At 64.2% G+C, this 23,174-nt stretch carries 22 protein-coding genes, 1 pseudogene and 2 riboswitches; of the genes and pseudogenes, 7 read left to right on the top strand and 16 right to left on the bottom strand.

Annotation, left to right across the window (positions count from 1 at the left end):
• Window positions 1-9: 9 nt before the first annotated feature.
• Both ACQKPE_RS02490 and ACQKPE_RS02495 read right to left on the bottom strand, forming a co-directional pair.
• On the bottom strand, window positions 10-195 hold the full coding sequence (locus ACQKPE_RS02490; RefSeq protein ID WP_427663184.1) for a CbtB domain-containing protein: 186 nt from the start codon (window positions 193-195) through the stop codon (window positions 10-12).
• A gap of 92 nt (window positions 196-287) precedes the next feature.
• A riboswitch (cobalamin riboswitch) is annotated at window positions 288-512 on the bottom strand.
• A gap of 277 nt (window positions 513-789) precedes the next feature.
• Entirely contained in the window at window positions 790-1,014 is a 225-nt protein-coding gene (locus tag ACQKPE_RS02495; RefSeq protein WP_427663185.1) for a hypothetical protein, read from the bottom strand.
• Window positions 1,015-1,043: 29 nt separating this feature from the next.
• Window positions 1,044-1,241, top strand: a riboswitch (cobalamin riboswitch).
• 101 nt (window positions 1,242-1,342) lie between these two features.
• Between ACQKPE_RS02495 and cobW the strand changes: the two genes are divergently transcribed.
• The 4 genes from cobW to ACQKPE_RS02515 all read left to right on the top strand — a co-directional run bounded on the left by cobW (window position 1,343) and on the right by ACQKPE_RS02515 (window position 7,864).
• Window positions 1,343-2,410 carry a cobalamin biosynthesis protein CobW gene (gene cobW / locus ACQKPE_RS02500; protein WP_427663186.1) on the top strand — a complete coding sequence of 356 codons (1,068 nt, stop codon included), beginning with the start codon at window positions 1,343-1,345 and terminating at the stop codon, window positions 2,408-2,410.
• A 3-nt stretch (window positions 2,411-2,413) separates the two neighbouring features.
• Window positions 2,414-6,178 carry a cobaltochelatase subunit CobN gene (cobN, locus tag ACQKPE_RS02505; protein WP_427663187.1) on the top strand — a complete coding sequence of 1,255 codons (3,765 nt, stop codon included), beginning with the start codon at window positions 2,414-2,416 and terminating at the stop codon, window positions 6,176-6,178.
• Between the two features lies 1 nt (window position 6,179).
• Window positions 6,180-7,181 (top strand): ATP-binding protein, encoded by a 1,002-nt coding sequence (locus ACQKPE_RS02510; RefSeq protein ID WP_427663188.1) that lies wholly within the window; start codon window positions 6,180-6,182, stop codon window positions 7,179-7,181.
• A 95-nt stretch (window positions 7,182-7,276) separates the two neighbouring features.
• Window positions 7,277-7,864, top strand: coding sequence for a vWA domain-containing protein (locus ACQKPE_RS02515; protein ID WP_427663241.1), 588 nt, complete (start codon window positions 7,277-7,279; stop codon window positions 7,862-7,864).
• Window positions 7,865-7,952: 88 nt separating this feature from the next.
• Here ACQKPE_RS02515 and ACQKPE_RS02520 read toward each other — a convergent pair whose 3' ends face one another.
• Complete coding sequence (locus ACQKPE_RS02520) at window positions 7,953-8,219, bottom strand: hypothetical protein (RefSeq protein WP_427663189.1); 267 nt, start codon at window positions 8,217-8,219, stop codon at window positions 7,953-7,955.
• A gap of 335 nt (window positions 8,220-8,554) precedes the next feature.
• Between ACQKPE_RS02520 and ACQKPE_RS02525 the strand changes: the two genes are divergently transcribed.
• Window positions 8,555-9,880, top strand: a complete 1,326-nt coding sequence (locus ACQKPE_RS02525) for a sigma 54-interacting transcriptional regulator (protein ID WP_427663190.1) — start codon at window positions 8,555-8,557, stop codon at window positions 9,878-9,880.
• Here ACQKPE_RS02525 and ACQKPE_RS02530 read toward each other — a convergent pair.
• The 11 genes and pseudogenes from ACQKPE_RS02530 to ACQKPE_RS02580 form a co-directional block, all read right to left on the bottom strand.
• Entirely contained in the window at window positions 9,877-12,081 is a 2,205-nt protein-coding gene (locus tag ACQKPE_RS02530) for an LTA synthase family protein (protein ID WP_427663191.1), read from the bottom strand. The two genes, ACQKPE_RS02525 and ACQKPE_RS02530, sit on opposite strands and share 4 nt — an antisense overlap.
• Window positions 12,082-12,251: 170 nt before the next feature.
• Window positions 12,252-13,532 (bottom strand): hypothetical protein, encoded by a 1,281-nt coding sequence (locus ACQKPE_RS02535; protein WP_427663192.1) that lies wholly within the window; start codon window positions 13,530-13,532, stop codon window positions 12,252-12,254.
• 46 nt (window positions 13,533-13,578) lie between these two features.
• Window positions 13,579-14,325, bottom strand: coding sequence for a hypothetical protein (locus ACQKPE_RS02540; protein WP_427663193.1), 747 nt, complete (start codon window positions 14,323-14,325; stop codon window positions 13,579-13,581).
• A 35-nt stretch (window positions 14,326-14,360) separates the two neighbouring features.
• On the bottom strand, window positions 14,361-15,041 hold the full coding sequence (locus ACQKPE_RS02545) for a C39 family peptidase (protein ID WP_427663194.1): 681 nt from the start codon (window positions 15,039-15,041) through the stop codon (window positions 14,361-14,363).
• A gap of 59 nt (window positions 15,042-15,100) precedes the next feature.
• A complete protein-coding gene (locus ACQKPE_RS02550; RefSeq protein ID WP_427663195.1) occupies window positions 15,101-16,063 on the bottom strand; it encodes a heme utilization protein in 963 nt (320 codons plus the stop codon).
• Between the two features lie 55 nt (window positions 16,064-16,118).
• Entirely contained in the window at window positions 16,119-16,691 is a 573-nt protein-coding gene (locus tag ACQKPE_RS02555; RefSeq protein ID WP_427663242.1) for an adhesin, read from the bottom strand.
• 10 nt (window positions 16,692-16,701) lie between these two features.
• A complete protein-coding gene (locus ACQKPE_RS02560; protein ID WP_427663196.1) occupies window positions 16,702-17,151 on the bottom strand; it encodes a hypothetical protein in 450 nt (149 codons plus the stop codon).
• Between the two features lie 293 nt (window positions 17,152-17,444).
• Entirely contained in the window at window positions 17,445-17,987 is a 543-nt protein-coding gene (locus tag ACQKPE_RS02565; protein WP_427663243.1) for an AAA family ATPase, read from the bottom strand.
• Complete coding sequence (pnuC, locus tag ACQKPE_RS02570; protein ID WP_427663197.1) at window positions 17,984-18,550, bottom strand: nicotinamide riboside transporter PnuC; 567 nt, start codon at window positions 18,548-18,550, stop codon at window positions 17,984-17,986. The genes ACQKPE_RS02565 and pnuC overlap by 4 nt, the downstream gene beginning before the upstream one ends.
• Window positions 18,551-18,653: 103 nt before the next feature.
• Complete coding sequence (locus tag ACQKPE_RS02575; protein WP_427663244.1) at window positions 18,654-19,388, bottom strand: methyl-accepting chemotaxis protein; 735 nt, start codon at window positions 19,386-19,388, stop codon at window positions 18,654-18,656.
• 138 nt (window positions 19,389-19,526) lie between these two features.
• Window positions 19,527-20,288 (bottom strand): annotated as a pseudogene (locus ACQKPE_RS02580) (cache domain-containing protein); the annotation flags it as partial.
• Window positions 20,289-20,592: 304 nt separating this feature from the next.
• Here ACQKPE_RS02580 and ACQKPE_RS02585 point away from each other — a divergent pair.
• Together ACQKPE_RS02585 and ACQKPE_RS02590 are read left to right on the top strand one after the other, a co-directional pair.
• Entirely contained in the window at window positions 20,593-21,423 is an 831-nt protein-coding gene (locus ACQKPE_RS02585; RefSeq protein ID WP_427663198.1) for an undecaprenyl-diphosphate phosphatase, read from the top strand.
• Window position 21,424: 1 nt separating this feature from the next.
• Entirely contained in the window at window positions 21,425-21,847 is a 423-nt protein-coding gene (locus tag ACQKPE_RS02590; protein WP_427663199.1) for a DUF1294 domain-containing protein, read from the top strand.
• A 2-nt stretch (window positions 21,848-21,849) separates the two neighbouring features.
• Here the strand turns inward: ACQKPE_RS02590 and ACQKPE_RS02595 are convergent, their stop codons facing one another.
• Entirely contained in the window at window positions 21,850-22,200 is a 351-nt protein-coding gene (locus ACQKPE_RS02595) for an MmcQ/YjbR family DNA-binding protein (protein WP_427663245.1), read from the bottom strand.
• Window positions 22,201-22,207: 7 nt separating this feature from the next.
• Window positions 22,208-23,110 carry a LysR substrate-binding domain-containing protein gene (locus tag ACQKPE_RS02600; RefSeq protein WP_427663200.1) on the bottom strand — a complete coding sequence of 301 codons (903 nt, stop codon included), beginning with the start codon at window positions 23,108-23,110 and terminating at the stop codon, window positions 22,208-22,210.
• Between the last annotated feature and the right edge of the window lie 64 nt (window positions 23,111-23,174).

Genomic DNA, 23,174 nt, shown 5'->3' on the forward strand with positions numbered 1-23,174 from the left:
GCGGGCTACTCAGTGGCAGGGGAAGGCGGCGCTGTGGCGGGTGTCGTGGGCGGCGTTGTGCACGGCCTCGATATGCGAGAAACCGGCGAAGTAGACCAGGCACAGGCCCAGCAGGCTGGCGCCGATGGCCACTACGAGGCGCTGGCTGAGGCTGACGGGGGTGGCGATGCTGTGTTTGGCGCTGGTGATGGGCATGACGCTTTCCTCTGCTTTTTTAGCAGCGGACAAGCGCGGCGCGCCCGGGCGTGGTTGGCCCAGGGGAATGCGACAGCGCCCGCCCTCCGCGGGGTGATCATTGAGCGTTGGGCCGGTCTCCGGGCTTGCGAGGTGGGGGTGGGGTCCCTGATGGCGTCACCTTCCCATGCCTTGGCGGGGGCACAGTGGTTCAGACGCTTCACTCGCTTACCGTTGCGGGGGCAGCACCGGAGTTGTCGGGCCCTGGGTGGGGCCTGCGACGCACCGGTTTCCCGTTTCACCCCCTGATTGGGGGCACCCGAACGCAATGTGCTAGCAAATCATGAGGAAATATTTCAGTCAATTCTAATCAATGGATTGGGATTGGGATTGGGATTGGGGCGCGGGCGTTGGGTGAATATCCATTTGCTTTGGTGGCGCTCATTCACCTTTTCGCCCTTACGGCGACTTACTTTTTTTCTTGGAAAAAAGTAAGCAAAAACCGCTTGCTCCCCCATACGGCCCTACGCTGTGCTCCGGGTTCCCTCGCTCCGGCGTCTTACGGGCCTTCGCGGCCTACGACTTGCTTCGCAAGTCTACATCTCGCGACTTCGGCTACGCCGAAGGGCGCTGCGCGCCAGGGCCCTCCAGACGCCTCCGCTCGGCCTTCTGGAAGTCGCGAAGATCAAGATCAAGATCAAGATCAAGATCAAGATCAAGATCAAGATCAAGATCAAGATCAAGATCAAAAGCCAAAGCCAAAGCCAAAGCCAAAGCTAAAGCTAAAGCCGGGCAGGGGCGGGCTGGGGCGTGTGGTGCATAAATAAAGCCACTCGCCATCCCACGGTTGACCACCCGCCAACCACTGCGTAGCCTTGCCAGTTCGAGGTTCTCCGGCGCCAGCCGGAGCTAAGACGGGAACGCGGTACAAGCCGCGGCTGCCCCCGCAACTGTAAGCATCCAAAGGGCCGACATAGCCACTGCGTATCACGCGGGAAGGCGTCGTCCGACTGGCCACAGGCCGGTAGGGTGCAAGCCAGGAGACCTGCCTCGTAACGTTTTCGACTTTCAACCGGGCGGGGTGATCCGGTGACGAACGTGCCCGGCCAGCAGCGTCCGTGGCTATCGTCCTGCATGCCCGCGCCACTGCTGCCAAGGGCATCGCGACATGAAAACACTGGCCAAACTCCCCGTCACCATCGTTACCGGCTTCCTCGGCTCAGGTAAGACCACCCTGCTGCGTCACATGCTCGACAACGCCCAAGGCCGTCGCATCGCGGTGATCGTCAACGAATTCGGCGAGCTGGGTATCGACGGCGAAATCCTCAAGCAATGCAGCATCGGTTGTACCGAAGAAGAAGCCAACGGCCGCGTCTATGAACTGGCCAATGGCTGCCTGTGCTGCACCGTGCAGGAAGAGTTCTTCCCGGTCATGCGCGAACTGGTCGCACGCCGTGGCGACCTCGACCACATCCTCATCGAAACCAGCGGCCTGGCCCTGCCCAAACCCCTGGTGCAAGCTTTCCAGTGGCCGGAAATCCGCAACGCCTGCACTGTCGATGCCGTCATTACCGTGGTCGACAGCCCCGCGGTCGCCGCCGGCACCTTCGCCGCTTACCCCGACCAGGTCGACGCCCAGCGCAAGCTCGACCCCAACCTCGACCACGAATCCCCCCTGCACGAACTGTTCGCCGACCAGCTGGCCAGCGCCGACCTGGTCGTATTGAACAAGGCCGACCTGATCGACGCCGCAGGCCTTGCCAAGGTCCGTGCCGAGGTGGCCGAGGAACTGCCGCCTGCGGTCAAGGTGATCGAGGCCAGCAGCGGCCGCTTGCCGCTGGACGTGTTGCTGGGTATCGGTGCCGAGTCCGAGGTGCACATCGATGGCCGCCGCACCCATCACGACTCGCACCACGACGACGATGACCACGACGACCACGATCACGACGCCTTCGACTCCATCTCCATCGACCTGCCCGAGGCCGACGAAAGCCTGCTGCTCGATGCTCTGACCCAGCTGGTCACCGAGTTCGGCATCCTGCGCGCCAAGGGCTTCGCTGCCATCCCCGGCAAGCCGATGCGCCTGCTGATCCAAGGCGTAGGTACCCGCTTCGACAAGCACTTCGACCGCGCCTGGCGCAGCGATGAGCCGCGTATTACCCGCCTGGTGCTGATCGGCCAGGACCTCGATGCCGTGCAGCTGGAAGCGCGCCTGCGCCAAGCCCTGGGCGCCTAAGCCATGCACCTGCTGCGGACCCAGCCCGGCGGCTTCGTGCCGGACGACAGCATCGCCGACCTCGGTCAGACCCCCGCCGAACTGGTGATCCTCTGCAGCGGCGATTCACACCTGGCACTGCTCGCCGACACCGCCGAGCAGCTGCCGGACGACTTCCCCAGCCTGCGCCTGGCCAACCCCATGCAGGTGCAGAACCACGCCTCGGTCGACCTGTACGTCGACCAGGTGCTGCGCCATGCCAAGGTGATCCTGGTGTCGCTGCACGGCGGCGTCGGCTACTGGCGCTATGGCGTCGAGCAACTGGTCGAACTGGCCGCGCGCGGGGTGCAGTTGATCCTGGTGCCAGGGGATGACCGCCCCGACCCCGAGCTGACCGACCTGGGCACGGTACATGGCGAGCAGGCCGAGCGGCTGTGGCATTTCCTGCGCCAAGGTGGCAAGGCCAACGCGGTGAATCTGTTCCATTGCCTGGCCAGCCAGTACCTGGGCCGAGACTACGCCTGGGATGCGCCGCAGCCGCTGCCGCGCACCACGGTCTACCACCCGGACAAGCCCAGCGCCGTGCCCGAGGATTGGTTCGGCCAGTGGAGCGTCGGCCAGCCCGTTGCAGCGCTGCTGTTCTACCGCTCGCACCTGCAAGCCGCCAACACCGCGTTCATCGACGTGTTCTGCCAGCGGCTCCAGGCGGCGGGGCTAAACCCGCTGCCCATCGCCGTGGCCAGCCTCAAGGAGGCAGGCTGCCTTACACAGGTCGAAACCTGGCTGGATGAGGTGGGGGCCGAAGTGGTCATCAATACCACCGGTTTTGCCTTGTCCAGCCCGGAGCAGCCCAACTTGCGCCCGTTGCGCCGCGATGTTCCGGTGCTGCAAGCGATCTGCGCCCAGGACAACCAGCCCGGCTGGGAGATCAGCGAGCAAGGCCTGGGCGCGCGCGACCTGGCCATGCACATCGCCTTGCCGGAGCTGGACGGACGCATCATCACCCGGCCGGTGAGCTTCAAGGACCTGGCCTGGCGCAGCGAGCGCAGCCAGTCGGATGTAGTCTGCTATCGCGCCCACCCCGAGCGCATGGATTTCGTCGCCGAGCTGGCCCGCCGTTGGGTCGAGCTGGCGCGCCTGCCCAACGCGCAGAAACGTGTGGCCCTGGTCTTGGCCAACTACCCAACCCGCGATGGCCGCATCGGCAACGGCGTCGGTCTGGACACCCCGGCAGCTGCCTTGAATATCCTGCAAGCCCTGCAAACACAGGGCTACCCGGTGGCTGGCCTGCCGCACAGCGGCACGGCGTTGATCCAGCAATTGCTCGGCGGCGTGACTAACGACCTCGACCATCTCGACCAACGTCCCTGTGCCCAAAGCCTGAGCTTGGACGACTACCACCGCGCCTTCGCACAATTGCCCGATGCCAACCAGCGTGCGGTGCTCGAGCGCTGGGGCGCGCCCGAGCAAGACCCGATGTTCCGCGCCGGACGCATGATGGTCGCCGGCCTGCGCTACGGCCTGACCTTCGTCGGCATCCAGCCGGCACGCGGCTACCAGGTCGCCCCCAGCGCGGTGTACCACGACCCCGACCTGGTGCCACCACACGCCTACCTGGCGTTTCACTTCTGGCTGCGCAATGGCTTTGCCGCCGATGCGCTCATCCACGTCGGCAAGCACGGCAACCTGGAGTGGCTGCCGGGCAAGGGCGTCGGCTTGTCCCGCGAGTGTTGGCCGGACGCCGTGCTCGGGCCGTTGCCGAACATCTACCCGTTCATCGTCAACGACCCTGGCGAGGGTGCCCAGGCCAAGCGCCGTACCCAGGCGGTGATCATCGACCACCTGATGCCACCCTTGACCCGCGCCGAAACCTACGGCCCCTTGCGCCACCTGGAGCAACTGGCCGACGAATACTACGAAGCGCAGCTGCTCGACCCGCGCCGAGCGAGGGAGTTGCAGCGCGATATCCTCGAGCTGGTCAAGGCCAACCACATCGACCGCGAGTTGCAGTTGGAAGGGCAACTGGACGACGCCGCGCTGTGGCTGCCGCGCCTGGATACCTACCTGTGCGACCTGAAGGAGTCGCAGATTCGCGATGGCCTGCACGTGTTCGGCCAGTCGCCCAGCGGGCGGCTGCGCATCGATACGCTGCTGGCCTTGCTGCGGGTCGAGCGTGGCGATGGCCGGGGGGGCAATGCCAGCCTGGTGCGTGCCTTGGCCAAGGCATTGAGGTTGGGTTTCGACCCGCTCGACTGCGACTTGGGACAACCCTGGAGCGGCCCACGGCCAGCAACACTGCAAGCGCTGGACACAGCCCTGTGGCGCACCTGTGGCGATACCCGTGAGCGTCTGGAGCAGCTTGCCTTGGGCCTGATCGAACAGGCCCTCGACGCCCGTCTGCAACTGCCCGAGGATGCTGCCTGGCAACCGGTAAGGGTGGTGTTGGAGGCGCTGGTACAGCAGGTGGCGCCAAACCTGGATGCCTGCGGCGCGGCAGAAATCGATGGCCTGCTGGCCGCACTGGCCGGGCGCTTCGTGCCTGCCGGACCCAGTGGCGCCCCCAGTCGTGGCCGCCTGGACGTGCTGCCCACCGGGCGCAACTTCTATACCGTCGATGTGCGCAACCTACCGACCACCACCGCCTGGCGCCTGGGGTTCGCCTCGGCCAACCTGATTCTCGAACGCCACCTGCAAGACCACGGCGACCACCTGCGCCAGCTCGGCCTGTCGGTGTGGGGCACCGCCACCATGCGCACCGGCGGTGACGATATCGCCCAGGCCATGGCACTGATGGGCGTGCGCCCGGTGTGGGCCACCGGCAGCCAGCGGGTGGATGATTTCGAGATCCTGCCCTTGAGTTTGCTTGACCGTCCCAGGGTGGATGTGACCCTGCGGGTTTCTGGTTTCTTCCGTGATGCCTTCGGTAACCTGATTCGCCTGTTCGATGCCGCAGTACAGGCCGTAGCGGCACTGGACGAGCCCGCAGACCTCAACCCGCTGGCTGCCCGGGTGCGTGCCGAGCGCGACACGTTGCTGGCGCAGGGCGTCGAGGCCGAGCAGGCCGCCCGCCAGGCCGGCTGGCGGGTGTTCGGCGCCAAGCCAGGCGCCTATGGCGCAGGGGTGCAGAACGCTATCGATGGGCGCCTGTGGCACGAGCGCAGCGACCTCGCCGAGGTGTACCTGAACCATGGCGGCTATGCCTATGGCAGTGCCGACGAAGGCACCCCGGCGCGGGCCCAGTTCGCCGAGCGCTTGGCCAACGTGCAGGCGGTGCTGCAAAACCAGGACAACCACGAGCACGACCTGCTCGATTCCAACGACTATTACCAATTCCAGGGTGGCATGCTGGCGGCCGTAGAAACCCTGGGCGGCAACACGGTGGCCAGCTACCACGGCGACCACAGCCAGACCGATCGCCCGCGCATCCGCACCCTGAAGGAAGAGCTGAACCGGGTGATCCGCGCCCGCGCGCTGAACCCCAAGTGGATCGACGGGGTCAAGCGCCATGGCTATAAAGGGGCCTTCGAGCTGGCAGCCACGGTGGACAACCTGTTCGCCTTCGACGCTACCACGCAGTTGATCGACGACCACCATTACCAGGCCCTGACCGATGCCTATGTGCGCGACCCGGCCACCCGCGACTTCATGCGCGAACACAACCCCCAAGCCCTGCACGACCTCACCGAGCGCTTGCTGGAAGCCCAGCAGCGCGGTTTGTGGCAGGCGCCACCTGACGAATACCGTGAAGCCCTGGAGCAGCAACTGCTCGAGGGCGAGGAAGATGCCTGACATGAGCGAACCCTTGCAGTTTCCCCTGGCCGCCGTGGTCGGTGCCGACGATCTCAAGCTGGCCCTGTGCCTGACCGCCATCGACCCGAAGATCGGCGGCGTATTGATCGAAGGCCCGCGTGGCATGGCCAAGAGCACCCTGGCGCGGGGCCTGGCCGATCTACTGGGTGCCGGGCCTTTCGTGACCCTGCCATTGGGTGCGACCGAGGAACGTGTGGTCGGCACCCTCGACCTCGACGCCGCACTGGGGCAGGGCCAGGCGCGTTTCTCGCCGGGTGTGCTGGCACATGCCGATGGTGGCGTGCTGTACGTAGACGAGGTCAACCTGCTGCCCGACCCCCTGGTAGACCTGCTGCTGGACGTCGCCGCCAGCGGCACCAACCGCATCGAGCGCGATGGTATCTCGCACCGCCATGAGGCCCGTTTCGTGCTGATCGGCACCATGAACCCGGAAGAAGGCGAGTTGCGCCCGCAACTGCTCGACCGTTTTGGCCTGAACGTTGCGCTCGAAGGTCTGCCGGCCCCTGAAGCGCGGCAACAGATCATCCGCCGACGCCTGGCGTTCGACAGCGACCCACAGGCGTTCTGCAGCGAATGGGCTGACGCCCAGGCGCAGTTGCGCGAGCGCTGCCGGGCGGCGCGCCAGCGCCTGGCTGGCATTGCGCTCGACGACCAGGCCTTGGCCTGGATCACCGAGCGCTGCTTCGCTGCCGGGGTCGATGGCCTGCGTGCCGACCTGGTCTGGCTGCGTGCGGCGCGGGCACATGCCGCATGGCGTGCAAGCGATGCAATCGAAGAAGGGGATGTAGAGGCTGTGGCCGAGTTCGCCTTGCGCCATCGCCGCCGCGAAGCGTCAGCGCCATCCGCGACGTCGACGCCACCGGCAGGCACCGATCAGCGCCAAGACACACAAGCCGGGCAGGGCGACTGGGGGGCGTTACCCGCTCAGCCAGTGGCGAGCGCCGCCCGGCGTGAGGTGCCCCACTGGATAAAAAAGCCCTGAGCATCCGCCCCCGTGACACCGTTGCGGCGGATGCCAGGCCGGGTGTTGGCAAGCTTGCCGGTGCGCGTGGACGTGCGGGCCGAGGCAAAGGCAGCATCGCCTGGTCGGCGACCCTGCTCAAGGGGCGACCACGCCAGCGCCAGGACCTGTGCTGGCAACAGCGCCAGGGACCGGCTGCGCAACTGTGGCTGGTGATCGTCGATGCGTCGGCCTCGACGCGTCGCCACCAGTCCTTGGCCCAGGCCAAGGGCGTATTGGCCGAGTTGTTCGACCAGGCCTATCGCCAGCGCGCCCGCCTGGCGTTGCTGACCGCCAGCGGCGCTACCCCCCAGTGGCAACGCCATGGCCTGAAGGCTTCTGCGGCGTTGCAGCCCTGGTTGCAAGCGCTGGGGGCGGGCGGTGGTACGCCGCTGTTCGCTGCCTTGGAACAGGCGCGACGGTGGCTGCTGGAGCGCGGCCGGCGCTACCCGCATGAAGCCCAGCGCTGCCTGGTATTCACCGATGGTCGCTTGCAACGCTGGGAGGCGCAGGCACCGATGCCTTGCCCTTGTGTGCTGGTGGACATCGAAACCGCGCCGGTACGCCTGGGGCGCGCACGGCAATTGGCCGAGCAACTGCAGGCGCAGTACCAGCATGTCGATCAGTTCAAAGTAATTGATTGGGTTGGGAAAGCGGCTCGCTAACAGTAAGTTGGCGATCTAGAAGTTGCCAGGGCGGCAGGAGGAAGTTACACAAGTGCGTGACAAGACACGCACCTGTGCAGGCAACTAGTTAGCGAGGCATGGTCCAGGGTTGCAGGTCATAACCTTTTTCGGACAGTTCGGCGCGCACTTCTTCGATCAGGCTGGCCCATTGCGCAGGGTCGGAATACACCCGGGAAGATACCTGTTTGCTGCCGATACGGGTGTTGGTCCGGTCGACCACTGCCAGGCTAAGTTCACCTGTACCGTTGGGCGCGTCCCAGGCGACGCACTGGAAGGGTTCGAAGGCGTGGTCGGCAATCAGCAGTGCTTCGTTGACACGGAGCGAGGCATTCATGGTTCGGTCTCTCTTGTGGTCCCAAACAACGGAATTCTGTGTCCGCGCAGCGTGAAGAAACATAAGGTGCAGCGCGGGGTTATTTGTACTGATGCTCCGAGTTGAAGGTGAAGTCACACGGCAGTTGAAATTTTTTTCAAGGGCCACGTAAGTTCGCCCTTGGTGTGCCGCCTGTGACGCTATTTATTTAAGAAAATTCCCCGATGGGCTGCGTTGGACGGTGTCGGGCAGACAAACGGTAGTGGGCGTTGACGGGTTCGTTGCTACTGTTAATTCGGGCGCCGCAACTTACTGTTTCTAATTAAAAAACCGAAAATTGGCGCCAAGGATAGGTCATGCTCGAGCCCGCATCCCAACGCCGCCTGCTGATTGTCGACCCCTGCGACGATTGCCATCGTCTATTGCCGGGCCTGAACGGCGCTGGCTGGGATGTGCGCAGCTGCACGCTGGGGGTCGCCCTGGAACACCCCTGCGACGTCGGTTTACTGCGCTTGCAGGCCTCGCACCTGCGTCACCCTGACGCCGTGAAAGACCTTATAAAGCGCAGCAACACCGAGTGGATCGCTGTGCTCAGCGCTGAAGAGCTGCGGATGCAGAACGTAGGCGATTTCGTGTGCGAGTGGTTCTTCGATTTCCATACCTTGCCGTTCGACGTCTCTCGTGTGCAGGTGACCCTTGGGCGCGCCTTCGGCATGGCGCGCCTGCGTGGCAAAGGCGTGGTGCGGGTTGATGAGCCTGAGCACGAACTGCTTGGCGAAAGCCGCCCCATCCGCGAGCTGCGCAAGTTGTTGGGCAAGCTTGCGCCCACTGAGTCACCGGTGCTGATCCGGGGTGAAAGCGGCACCGGCAAGGAGTTGGTGGCGCGTACCCTGCATCGGCAGTCCCAGCGGCACGACAAACCGTTCATTGCCATCAACTGCGGCGCCATACCCGAGCACCTGATCCAGTCCGAGTTGTTCGGCCATGAAAAGGGGGCTTTCACCGGTGCGCACCAGCGCAAGGTGGGGCGCATCGAGGCAGCGCATGGCGGAACATTGTTTCTCGATGAAATTGGCGACCTGCCGCTGGAGCTACAGGCCAATTTGCTGCGTTTCCTGCAAGAAAAACACATCGAGCGGGTAGGCGGCAGCCAACCGATACAGGTGGATGCACGGGTGCTGGCGGCGACCCACGTGGACCTGGAGCAGGCCATCGAGCGCGGCCGCTTCCGTGAGGACCTGTATTACCGGCTCAACGTGCTTCAGGTGGTCACAGCGCCGCTACGTGACCGGCATGGCGACCTGTCGATGCTGGCCAACCATTTCTCGCATTTCTACAGCCTGGAAACCGGGCGGCGGCCCCGTTCATTCAGCGAGAGTGCGTTGGCTGCAATGGGCCGTCATGAGTGGCCAGGTAACGTCCGCGAGCTGGCCAACCGTGTGCGGCGGGGGCTGGTGTTGGCGGAGGGGCGGCAGATCGAAGCTCAGGACCTCGGCCTGCAAGAGCTGGAGCAGGGCGAGGAGCCGCTGGGCACCCTGGAAGACTACAAGCACCGCGCCGAGCGCCAGGCGTTGTGCGATGTGCTCAACCGCCACAGCGACAACATGAGCATTGCCGCCAAGGTGCTGGGTGTGTCACGTCCAACGTTCTACAGGTTGCTGCACAAGCACCAGATTCGCTAGCTCGACTGCGCCACGTGCTCATCCTGGGGCAACTCCTCGGCGCTTTCTTCCTCACCTGGCAGCGCGGTGATCACACTGAAGTCGCTGACCTCCACTTCGCCCGTGCCGTAGCCCAGCAGGTGGAACGAGAACGCCTTGCGCGCGCTCGGGTTGTCGAAGTCGAACTCCAGCACCATGGGCTCATTGGCCGTTACCTTGATTTCCTCCGGCAGCCCCAGGGGCACGTCCTGCTCGTATTCCTTGGCCTTGAGCTGGATGTGCGCCTGGTTGGCCTTGCCAAGGGCGCGCACGGTGACTCGCACTCGGGTGCGTGAGCCCTCGGGCATTTCCAGGTACTGGGCGCCGATCAGGTTGTCGGCCCAGTCATCGCGGATGGCCTCGCTCAGGGCGATTGGCGCCGGGCCACCGAACTGGTAGCGCAGGTTCAAGGGCGTTTGTAGCAGCGATTGGTCCAGTACGGCGGCCAGTGCGCTGATCTGCTGGGCTGCTGGCTCGTCGCTGCGTCCGAGAAAACGTGCCTGGTCGGCGATGAAACCGCTGCTGGCATAGCGCCGGCAGCGCTGTTGGAAGTCGCATTCGCTCAAGGTGCCCAGGCCGTCGTGGTAACGCAGTAGGCCGTTGGTGAAGGAAATCATCTCGCGGCCGCTGTCGTAGTTGCGGTACAGCGAGCGACCGGCCAGTGCGGCGGGAATCGGCAGGGCGAAATAGTCGAGCAGTGAAGTCGCCAGGTCGACATGACCGTAGGTGCCGGGGTTCAGGCGTGGCAGCTGCGCCTGCTCTGGCGCCAGGGTGAGGTTGAACCCCCAGGAGGAGGCCAGGCGCACACCGTCGATACCGTGGGACTCATCGGAGGTGATGACTACCAGGGTATCGTCGAGCACGCCCTGGCGTTCCAGCGCGTCGAGGAACGCGCCGATGGCATCGTCCAGGTAGGCGACGGCTGCCTGCTTGGCGGTGTCGTAGCGTTGCAGGTAATCGTCTGGGGCGGAGTAAGGCTGGTGGGTACCCACCGTCAACAGGGTGAGCATCCAGGGCTGGGGCTGCTTGCGCAGTTCGTCCAGGTAGCCCAGGGCGCCTTCGAAGAAGGCGCGGTCGTCCTTGCCCCAGGGAAACTCCAGGTAGTTGTCGTTGCGAAACCATTCCAGGCCATGCACTGCTTCGAAGCCGATGTGCGGCATGATGCGGTCCTTGGCCATGAAGCGCAGCCCGGCACCTTGCAGGTAGTGGGTGGTGAAGCCGGCCTGGCGCAATTGGGCCGGTAGGCAGGCCTGGTTGCGGGCGTTCTGGGTCAGCAGCTCGACGCCCTTGGGCGTGCCGTTGGCCAGCTTGTCGTAGTCGCCGCACAGCATCGCATACAGGCCGCGGATGGTCTGGTGGGTGTGCAGCACGTAGTCGGGCGTGTTCATGCCGCGCTCGGCCCAGCGGCTGAGGTTGGGCATGAGGTCGTCGTCGAAGCGGCTGTGCAGGGCCTGGCGATTGGCACGCAAGTAGGCGCCGGGGATGCCTTCCAGGGTGATGACCAGCAGGTTTCGGGCGCTGCCTGGCCCCTCGATCAGGCGTGGGCCGTTGAGGTCGACCTGGGTCAGGCCAGCGCTGGGTAATGGCTCGCTCGCTGTTTCCCGGCCCAGCCAGCGGTCGGCCTGACGTTGCAGGTCGCCGACGCCTGCGGACAGCAACTGGTGAGGAAGGTTGTACTGGCGCCACTGGTCGGCTTCGGACGGGGCCAGGCGCTCGCTGCTCCAGTGCGCGACGAAGACCAGCAGTGGCAGGGTCCAGGCCTTGCGTGGCAAGGCTTGGACCGGCTGGCTACGGCGCCAGCCCCGGGCGAGCAGGCAGGCCAGCAGGCCGAGACCCAGGGCCCACGGCAGCCAGGGGTGGGCAAGGGCGCCACCGGTGGAATTTTCCATGAACTGTGGGTCGAACAGGTAGGCGAGGTCGGCGCTGGTCGGCAAGCGGCCCACCGCACTGACCAGTTCGGCCGAGGCCACCAGCAGGCCACCCCAGGCCAGCAGCACGGGCAACGCCAGCCACCAGGGGCTGCGCAGCAATAACAGGAGCAGCAGGCTGCCGATGGCCAGGTCCGACAGGTAACCCAGCGGGTCGGACCAACCTAGTAGCGCACGCACGCCCAGGGGGATCACCAACACCAGGCCTACCAGGGTGGCAAGCCGGGCGTGGGGATGGCCAAGCATGTTCTTCACGAAAACGTCCTTCTTGCCATGAAACAGTCACGAAAATGTGCTGCATCATAACAGGCCCATGGCTGGCAGGCCGCGGGAGACAAGGATGGTTACCAAAAGGTGAGGGCTGGGTTTCCCAGGGAAAAACACCGCCACCTACCGGCCCCGTGCGGGGCTGGTGGGCGGGGCGATCAGAAGTAGTAGGGGAATTTCAGGCTGAAGGTGAAGTCGGGTGCATCGTCGGTCAGGCCGATCGACAGGTTCGGCACGATGGTCAGGTTGTCGCTGGCAGCCAGGGTCATGCCGACGTTGAAGTAGGCGGCGTTGGCGTCGCTGCTCTTGACGTCGGACCACGAATCGCCGGTTTCCGCCGATTTGATCCGCGAGCGCCGGGCGATCAGCTCGGAGATCGAGAACGACATCGACATCCGTTCGTTGAGGGCGAAGGCGATGCCCGCGCCAATCTGGAAACTGTCGCCGATCTTCACCTTGCCCGGCACCTTCTGGTTGAGGGTCGAGCTGACGTCGCTGAACGACTCCTCGAAGGTATGGGTGTACGACAGGCTGCCGAACAGCACGGCCGGGTCGAAGGTCTTGACCAGCGAGATGCCCGGGGTGATCGACCACACGCCGTTGCCGGTGGGCAGGTCTTCTGGGTAGCTCAGGCTGTCGTTCTCGGTGTCACGCAGCAGCTTGATGCCGAACGGGTCCTTGCCGGTGGGCGCCTTGACCCGCACGCTGAACACCGCATCGGGAGTGTTCTCGGACTCGTCGAGGAACTTGTAGGCCACGCCGAAGTTGACATCGCCCAGGGTAGGGTCGCGGGTGACGGTGCGCTCGGACACCCCTTGGGCGTTGCCGCCGACGCCGCCGGACTGGTAGGTCGATTCGCGGTACACCACCGGTACGTTGATGTCGAATTGCCAACGGTTGTCGAAGTTGTAGCGGGCGGTCAGGTCCAGGGTCCAGTTGTCGGCCTTGATGCGGTCGAGGTTGATGTTGCCCAGGAAGATCGAGTCCAGTGCCAGGAAGCCGTTGAGGATCAGCTGGCGGGTGTCGTAGCGGGCATAGGTGATGCCGGTCTCGACGCTGAACTTGCCGCCGCCGAAGAAACCGCTGGCCTCGTCGTAGAGGTTGGAGACGCTTTGCGCCGGTTCCGAGTCGTCCTTGAGCGATTCACCGTACGAAGCGCCCGTGCCCCCGGAGGCGGCAATGGCCTGGTTGTTGCGCGGCTGCGAAGCCGGCGAGCGGGTCAGGCGCTTGGGTGGTGGGGCGGCAGGTTGTTCCTCGACCTGTCGTACGCGCTGCTCGAGGACCATCAGCGCTTGTTGCTGGCTTTCGTAGCGCTGCTTGAGCGCTGCCAGTTCGGCCTTCAAGGCCTCTACCTGGGGGTCGGCGGCCGCGTAGAGCAGCGACGATGGCACCAGGCTCCCCAGGCAGACTACTGCCCCCAACGACAACGATCGATGCATAAGTCAGCCGTCCCTTCCAACTACGTTATTTGAGACGAAGCGTAGATCAATATCCTGAAACACGTAGGCCCTTGAGTTGATCGAGACTACAGTTTAAGGCCCCCATCGTAGGCAGGTTGTCACGCAGCACGACGTTGAGCTGGGTCATGTTGTTGACCGCGTTGCTGCCGCCCAGCAAGGTGGTGGATTGCAAAAGGCCACCATTGGCCAGGCGCTGCATGCTTTCGCCTTGGTTGTTGTTGGCCTGGATGGCCATCTGGATGCCGTTGCCGGAGTTCGAAACGCTCACCGTGCCGGCGCCGTTGCTATTGACCAAGGTCGTGCCGACCGGCAGGGCTTGGCCCAGCGGGCTGCTGCCATCGGCGGCCTGGCGGGCCTCGCGTACATTGATGGACACATTGTTGTAGGCACTGTTGTAGTCGCCTGCGGCGCGCACCGACTGGGTCACGCCACTGGTGTTGGCCAGGCCCGCACCGCCACTGACCACGCCGGTGCCTTGCCCAGGTACGTTGCCGCCGTTGCCATCGTTGCCGATCATCGACACGTAGAACTGCGGTTGGTAGCTGTTCTGCTGGACCTGCAGGGTGCTGGTGGCACCAATACGGTCACCCGCGGCGTTCTGCCAGGTACTGCTCATGACCACGCCAAAACTGATGATGCGTCCGGGCATCACATAGCGTCCACGCAACTGGGCCAGTTCCTGGTCCTTCATTTCGATGGGTTTGAATACCTGTGCCTCGACAGGAAGGCTGGCGGCCAAGCAGGCGGCAACCAGCCAAGTGGTAGTCTTCATCGCTGCTCCCCGGAGCGTCCTGCCCCTTGTAGTGATCAGAAGAAATCGCTCTGGATGAAACCGAATTCCATCAGCTGTGCGTCGTCCACCGGGTAAAAACCGTCGATGCGGTTCTTGGCGGTGAGTGGCGCCGGCGGGTCGAGCAGGGCGTTGGCCTTGTCGTAGCCGGGGCCGATGACCGCGAAGATGATGCCGTTCCAGCCTTTGAGGAAGTCGTCGAAGGTGTAGCGTTTGTGGCCCAGCACCGGGTCGCCGATATACACCCAACCCTTGTGGATGCGTTGCAGCACCACGAAATGCTTGTAGCCACGGATATCCATCAGCACCACCACCGGAATGCTCACCTTTTCCAGGGTGTCCGGCTCGACCCGGTAGCCCCGGGCACGCATGCCGATGCTTTCTACGTAGCGCTTCATGTCGAGCATCGAGAAGCCCTGCACCTTGACGGTGTCCTGGTCGGAATGGGCGAGCATGCCTTCGATGACCTGGTGCTCGTCCACATCCAGCCAATAGGCTTGCTTGAGGACGGTGGCCAGGGCGGCGGCGCCGCAGCTGAAATCGGTCTTCTGTTGCACCAGGTCGGCGAAACGCCGTTCGCGCAGGCTCTGCACCGGTTTGTACACGAGGTTGCCGCCAGGCATTGCCGCGATCGGCATCTGCGCGGCTTCGATGACACCGGCAAGGAACATGAGTGCGGCAAGCAGGACGATACGCATGGGCTGGTCCACCTGGTAGAGACAGGAAAGGGGCCCCGAAGGGCCCCGATCGACTGCTGTTACATGCAGGCTTTGCAACCTGCGGCGATGGACAGCGAGTTGGTCTGCTGGTTGCCACTGCCGGCCGACACGTTGGCGCCGACGTTGCCCGACACGCCGTTCAGCGAGTTGGTCATGTTGGCGGTGTTGGTCACAGGGTTGCGCCAGCCGGTGGGGGTCAGCACTTGGTAGGAAGCGACGCCAGCCAGGCCGAAGGTGCCCTCTTCGTGGAATTTCAGAGGATCTTTGTCGACTTTGCCATGGCGATCACGGCTGCTCTCGTCTTCCACATAGCCCCAGCCATTGCCTTGGTAGTGGCCGGCGGCGACGAAGGTGGAGGTGAGGGTTTCCTTGCTGTAGGTACGGTCGGCCTTGTTGTTGACCGACAGGCCAGTCACAGCCTGGTTGGCAGCGCCAGTGGCGGCGGCTACGCGGCCACCGGAAACGGCGATCGCCAGGTTGTTTTTCTGTTGGTTGAAGTCGCCAGCGGTCACGTTGATGCCGATGTTGCCGGAGCTGTTGTTGGCAGAGCCGGTGAGGTTGGCATTGTTGGACGTGGAGAGGTTCTTGACGGTGTTGCCGACGTTGCTCTGAGTGGCCTGGGACATGGCCACGGCACTGCCGAAGATGAAGCTTTCATCGGCGGTGGCGATGGCAGCGACGTTGTCCTGCTGGTTGCCGTCACCGGCGGCGATGTTGGCGCCGAGGTTGCCCTGCGAGCCGTTGGCCGAGTTGTCCATCTTGGCATCGTTGCGGGTGCCTTGGTTGAGCACGCGGTTGCCGGAGTTGGCCTGGGTGTCCAGCACGGTGGCGGCAGAGCCTGCGGTCACCATCAGCTGTACCAGCAGGTTTTCATAATTGTTGTGGCCATTGTTATGGCCGCCGCGGCCGCGATCATCGTCACGTCCGCCAGCTTGTGCAGCAACTGCCATGACCGCAGCGAGGGCGAATACCAGAGGCTTGAGTGCCATTTTAGGTTTCATGGTGTTTCTCCGCTTATATTTTCGTTGTTAAGTGTTGTTGTGTGTTGCCGCTGGGTCAGTCTGCGACCCGGACGCTCAGGGTGTTGGCCATTCGGTTGCCCACCCCGGCGCTCTGATTCAACTGGATCACGCCACGGCTGCCGGTGAAGGCCTGGTCACTGGTAGTGACCAGGCGACTGCCGGGTGTGCGATCAGTTGCGTCGGAGCCATTGGCCAGCGAGACGTTCTGCTGGCTGAGAATGCTGTCGTCGATGTTCTGTGGAACTGCGCTGATGCTGATGCGCACCACGTTGGCCTGCTGCGTGGCAGCACCGGCCGATTGGTTGATGCCGAGCATGCCGTTGCCATTGCTGAAGGCATTGCCGGTGATGCTGGCGCTGGCATCCAGGGCCGGGTTGGCGCGAAAATCGCTGCCCTGGCGAACCTGGGTGTTGGCGTGGGCCTCGGTGCCGATGGCGATGGCCCGCACGTTGGCCTGCTGCTGGGCATCGCCAGCAGCCTGGTTGATGTTCAGGTTGCCGCGGTAAGCGCTGCCGCTGGTGTCGAGGGTGGCGTTGTCCACCACGGGCGAGGCGGCGAAGGCGCTGCTGGTGCAGCCCAGGGCCAGGCACAGCAAGGAGGTTTTCAGGGTGCGCATGTCATTGGCCCCGGGTCAGGATTTGCAGCGGGGCCATGCCGCGCTGCACGTTCTGGTTGACGGTGTTGGAGATGCTTGCGCCGCTGGCGGAGCCGGTGCTTGCACCACCGCGCATGCCGGGCAGTTGTGCCGTGGCGGTGCTCATGCCACGCAGGGTGCCGGAGCCGTCGGTCTGGATGATGCGGTTGACGATCGCGCCGCTGGCGACGTTGGCGAAATCACCGTCGCTCAGTTCGTTGGTCTGGGCTTGGATGCGGGTCGACTCGTTGGTATTGGCGCTGATCGGGTAGGGGTCTGGGGTACCGGTGCGGCGGTCGGCCTGGCGCGGTTGTACGTCGCGGGTAACGATGACCACGCCGTTGCCCTCGGCCAGGGCCGGGGCCGGCAGGGTCGCGGCCCCGAGGCAACTCAGAATGAGCAGTGCAGGCAGTGTGTTGTGCTGATTCCCCACGACGGTGCTCCCTTCTCGAGACGCTGGCCCTTGAGCGTTGCGAGTACTAGAGCGAAGGCTGTGCCAGTTTTTATTTTCGTAGGGTTATCAAAGGCTTGTGGTATTGACCTGGGCGTGACGGTTTTTTGTTGTATCACCACTGATACAACTGCGCCTGCCCTGAGCGCGGAAGGCGTGTAGAACGGGGCTTTGCCAGGGCTGGAAGGCACTGTATCAGCGCTGAGACAGTTCCCCGATTGTGCGCAAGAGGCCCCAGCAATGGGGGTTTGCGACAACGAAGGTGTATCGCCGCGTTAACAGTCGACGTTGGTGGCGGACTCCAGCAACCTGGCCACTGCCGACAGCGCCGCCTCCCGGCGCTGCGACCAGTCGCCTGCAATCACTTGCAGCGGTTGCCCATGTCGATGCAACCAGCGCTGGCTGTCATCGAAAAATGCCTGGCGCTCTTGCAGGTTGGGCTGGCATCGCTGGCCGTCACCCACCCAGTCCACCCCCTGGGGGCTGAGCAGCAAGTGCAGGTCGTAGTGGCGAGCGAGCAGCGCCTGCTCCAGCCACGCCGGGCAGTCGTCGAACAGCACGCGGCTCCACAGGATGTTACTGAGCAGGTGGGTATCGAGGATCAGCAGAGCCGGTGCCTGCTCGCGGGCCTGGTCTTCCCAGGCCAACTGGCCGCGGGCGATCGCCGGAATGTCGGCGTAGCAGGTGTCGCGTTGCTCCTGGTCGATGAAGTGGCGCACGTACTCACCCACCGTGAGGCCGCCGAAGCGCGCCTGGATCTCGCCACTGAGCCAGCTCTTGCCGCTGGATTCCGGGCCACACAGCACCACGACCTTCATGCTGTTGCCAGTGCCGGGTCGCGTCGCCATTCGAGCCAGCCGCGTACGGCGAGCAGGGTGAACAGCGCGTACAGCGCGGCAGTGAGGTACAGGCCCTTGTACAGGAACAGGCCGACGAAAATCACGTCGACCACCACCCACAGCGCCCAGCATTGCAGGCGTTTTTGTGCCATCCACACTTGCGCAACCAGGCTGAAACCGGTCAAGGCTGCGTCCAGCCAGGGCTGCGCGGCGTCTGTCCAGTGCGCCATGGCGGCGCCGAGCAGCAGGCTGGTGACCAGGCCTAAGGCCAGCCCCGCCAGCAAGGGTGTGGTTGCCAGGCGCGAGACCTGGCGCGCGTCCTGCACCCGGCCTGGACGGGTCCATTGCCACCAGCCGTACAGTTGCAGCACGGCATAGACCAGTTGCAGAAGCATGTCCGAATACAGCTTCACTTCGTAGAAGATCCAGCTGTAGAGCACCACCATCACCAGGCCGATCGGCCAGCACCAGGGGTTCTGCCGGACCGTCAGCCACACGGCGATGACGCCGAGCGCGGCGGCGAAGAGTTCGAGGCCGGACATCGGCGATCCTTGGGAAGGGGAAAGGGCGCGATTGTAGCGTGTAGGGCTGGGAAGGTGAATCGCCCACAGGTGTGCAGTGCTCCTGTGGGCGGGTGTGGGCAGGTCAGACGCGGAATTGGCGCAGCAACTGCTCCAGTTCCTGGCTCAGGCGCGCCAGCGTCGTGCCGGCATCGCTCGACTGGCGTGCGGACTCGGCGGTCTGCTGCGACAACCCAGCCGTGTCGAGCACGGTCCGGTTGATGTCCTCGACCACGTGCGACTGCTGCAAGGTGGCACTGGCAATGGAGGTGTTGAGCGCCGCCAGGTTGTGCAACGCCTGGTTGATGGCATCCAGGCTGGTGCCGGCCTCGCGGGCCTGCTCGACGGTCTGGCGCGAGGCTTCGCTGCTGGTGCCGATGGCTTTTACCGCCGCCTCCGACTGGCCTTGCAGGTGCTCGATCATCGTCTGGATTTCTGCAGTGGACTGCGCCGTACGCTGGGCGAGAAGACGCACCTCGTCCGCCACCACCGCGAAGCCGCGCCCCTGTTCGCCAGCCCGCGCGGCCTCAATGGCAGCGTTGAGCGCCAGCAGGTTGGTCTGCTCGGCGATCGAGCGAATCACTTCCAGCACGCCACCGATTTTGGTGCTGTGCCCGGCGAGGTCGCGGATGACCTGTTCGGCCTGCTCGATGGTCGCCGAAAGCCGGTCGATCTGCTGCAGGCTGCCGTGGATCGCTTCCTGGCCATGTTGCACCTGCTGCTGGGCGCTGCGCATTTCATCTGCCGCCTGCTCGGCGTTCTTGGCCACGTCCTGCACGGCGTAGGTGACTTCGTTGACGGCAGTGGCCACCTGGTCCATCTGCAACGACTGCTGGGCGCTGTGCTGCTGCGCCGTGCCGGCGTTGTCGCCGACGTGTCCGGCGGACTGGGCCAGGGCATGGGCGGTGCCTTGCAACTGGCCGACCACGCCCTGCAACTTGCCGTTGAAGCGATTGAAGTGCTCGCCCAGGTGGGTGATTTCGTCGCGGCCCTGGGTGTCCAGGCGGCGGGTCAGGTCGCTTTCGCCGCTGGCGATATTGCCCATCGCCTGCACCGCTTCCTGCAACGGTCGGGCGATGCTGCGCGCAATCAGCCACACCAGCAGGGCCATCAGCGCGGCGACTGCCAGGCCTACCAGCGAGGCGTCGCGGACCTGGCGGCCGAACTCGGCCTGCACGTCGTCGACGTACACCCCCGAGCCGATGATCCAACCCCAGGGCTTGAACAGCTCGATGTACGAGGTCTTGGGCACCGGCTCCTCGGCCCCAGGCTTGGGCCAGCGGTAGTCGACCGGCCCCGCACCCTGGCTGCGCGCCAGGGTGACCATTTCGTTGAACACGGCGAAACCATCAGGGTCGCGGATGCCGGACAGGTCCTGGCCGTTGAGCTTGGCATTGACCGGGTGCATCACCATCTTCGGCCCCAGGTCGTTGATCCAGAAGTAGTCATCCTTGGCGTAGCGCAGGCCGCGCACCACTTGCAGCGCCTGCTGCTGGGCAACCTCGCGGGTGAGGGTGCCGGCCGCTTCCAGGCCCTGGTAGTAGGCCAGCACGCCGACGGCGGTCTGGACTACGTGGCGGGTCTTCTCGGCCTTGGCCTGGTAAAGGTCGCCATGGATCTGGCGCAGCATCATCATTCCCAACACCGCCAGCATGGCGACGGCCACCAGCAGGATCAGCGACAGGCGTCGGCTGATCGACATCGACCTTAGGCTCTTCATAAAAATGGTTACTCCACATTGTTCTTTTTATTAGAGGGCATCCAATCATGGCCGGGTGCTACTACCCACTCGACCATTGGCTAAGTGCCGGATCTGCCCATCCATGGTGCGTATAGCGCAAGCCTTTTGCGCAGAGCCTCTGTTAGCATTTCGGCCGCGCAAGATGAAACCTTTAGTCTTGTAGTAATTTTCCGCTGGCCTTGCAGTCACAGGTCGCTGTAAAACGGCGTGCCGCCTGCGGCAACCACACGAATATAGAGAGAACGAGGACGCTGCTGGAGCAGCGGACCATTTGGGGGAGTTGATGGATTTTTGGAGTGCCTTTCAGGCAATCATCCTGGGTATCGTTGAAGGCTTGACGGAGTTCTTGCCGATTTCCAGCACCGGTCACCAGATCATTGTCGCCGACCTGATCGACTTCGGCGGTGAATGCGCCATGGCGTTCAACATCATCATCCAGCTGGGGGCGATCCTGGCGGTGGTGTGGGAGTTTCGCCGCAAGATCATCGAGGTCGTGGTAGGGCTGCCCAGCCAAAGCAACGCCCAGCGCTTCACCGCCAACCTGCTGGTGGCCTTCATGCCGGCAGTGATACTGGGGGTGCTGTTCGCCGACCTGATCCACGAATACCTGTTCAACCCGATCACCGTGGCCGTAGCGCTGGTGGTGGGCGGTGTCATCATGCTGTGGGCCGAGCGGCGCGAGCACCGCATCGAGGTGGATCATGTCGACCAGATGCATTGGAGCCACGCCCTGAAGATCGGTTTCGTGCAGTGCCTGGCGATGATTCCCGGTACCTCGCGCTCCGGCTCGACCATTATCGGCGGCCTGTTGTTCGGCCTGTCGCGCAAGGCGGCCACCGAGTTTTCCTTCTTCCTGGCCATGCCTACCATGGTCGGTGCTGCGGTGTATTCGGGCTACAAATACCGTGAGCTGTTCCAGCCAGCGGACCTGCCGGTGTTCGCCATTGGCTTCGTGGTGTCGTTCATCTTCGCGATGATCGCCGTGCGTGGCCTGCTGAAATTCATCGCCAACCACAGCTACGCGGTGTTCGCCTGGTACCGCATCGCCTTTGGCCTGTTGATCCTGGCGACCTGGCAGTTCGGCTGGGTCGACTGGGCCACCGCGCAAGGCTGATATGGCCCGCGTACAAGAGGCCCGGCGTGCCAGTGCCAGCTCGGGCGGGGTACGCAACCCCCGCCTGAAGCTGCTGGTTTTGTTGGTGTTGTGCCTACTACCCGGGTTGGGTGCGGCGCAGGTGGCCTGGAGCGGGCAGTCGTGGCTGCCGCTCGCAGTGTACCCTCTGGCCAGCCTGGTGTGCCTGTTGCTGTATTGGCAGGACAAGCACCAGGCCCGCAACCAAGCCTGGCGCACGCCAGAGAAAGTGCTGCACGCCTGCGAGCTGCTGGGCGGTTGGCCCGGGGCCTTGCTGGCCCAGCAATTGTTGCGGCACAAGACGCGCAAGGTTTCTTATCAGGCGGTGTTCTGGGGCATCGTCCTTATGCACCAGGCCTTCTGGGCCAGCCACCTGTTTTTTGACGGGCGCTGGTCGTTGTTCTGAACTCAGTCCTGCATCAGTAACCCCGGCTGCAAGCGCTTGGGCAAGCGCCGCACCACCAGTTGGTGCGAGCGCTGCAACAAATCGCTCAGTTCCTCGCGGCCCATGGGGTAGGGCGCAAGCATGCTGATCCAGTGGGCCCTGGCCAGGTACGGTGCGGGCCGCACGCCAGGGCGGTCGCAGTAGCCAAGGAAGAGGTCGTCGGCCACCTTGAACGACAGCCCCGCACCGGCCAGGTCGAGCACCGCGAACATCTTGTTACCGGCCACCGAGAACACGCGGATACCGCCCCATTTGTAGTCTTCCCGTGCACCGGGCAGCGCCAGGCAGAATGCGGCCACTTGCTCGGCGTTCATGCTTTTCCTAGACATGCCGTTCTCCGCAGCTGTCGAACACTTCGGCCAGATGATCGATCCACACCCTCACGGCAGGCAACACGCCGCGTCGATGCGGGTAGACCGCCTGCAAGTAACCCCCTGGCAGCGACCATTCCGGCAGTAGGCGCACCAGCTCGCCACGGGCCAGTTCCTCTTCGCAGTTCATGCTGGGCAGCGCGGTGAAACCCAAGCCGGCGAGGGCGGCGGTCTTGCGCACGACGAAGTCGTCGATGGCCAGGCGAGGTTCGAGCGCCACTTCCTGTACCTGATCGTATGGCCCATGCAGGCGGAAACGCACCAGGCGGTCCGCGTCAGGGGCGCCCAGTACAGGCAGACCTACCAATTGCGAGGGGTGTTGGATATGGTCGGCAAAACCCGGTGCCGCCACCAGGTGCATCTGCGCCTGGCGCAGGCGGCGGGTGGCCAGGGCCGGGTCTTCGTCGCCCAGGTCACGCACCCTCAGTGCGACATCGATGCCCTCGGCGATGAGGTCGACGCGGCGGTTTTGCAGCACCATCTCCAGTTGCACCTGAGGGTACTGGGTCAGGAAGCGGCAGATCACGTCGGGAAGAAACGCATGAGCCAGGGCCACTGGCGAGGATACTCGCAGGCGCCCGCGAGGCTCGCTGGTCATGCTTGCGACTGCCTCGTCGGCCATCTCGGCCTCTGCCAACATGGCCTGGCAGTGATGCAGGTAGCGCTCGCCCACGGCGGTGAGCTTCAGCTGGCGCGTGGTGCGTTGCAGCAGACGGGTACCAAGGCGCTCCTCCAACTCGGCAATACGCCGAGACAGGCGCGACTTGGGAACGCCCAACTGGCGCCCGGCGGCGGCAAAACCACCGGCTTCGACCACCCGGGCGAAGTAGAAGAGATCGTTGAGATCTTGCATAGAGGTGCTCTCATTGTTCCATCAGTAGGACAATCTAGTGCATTTTTACCGACTAATCAGCCGT

It is taken from the genome of Pseudomonas sp. NPDC089554, assembly GCF_050280645.1.
GTDB lineage: Bacteria > Pseudomonadota > Gammaproteobacteria > Pseudomonadales > Pseudomonadaceae > Aquipseudomonas.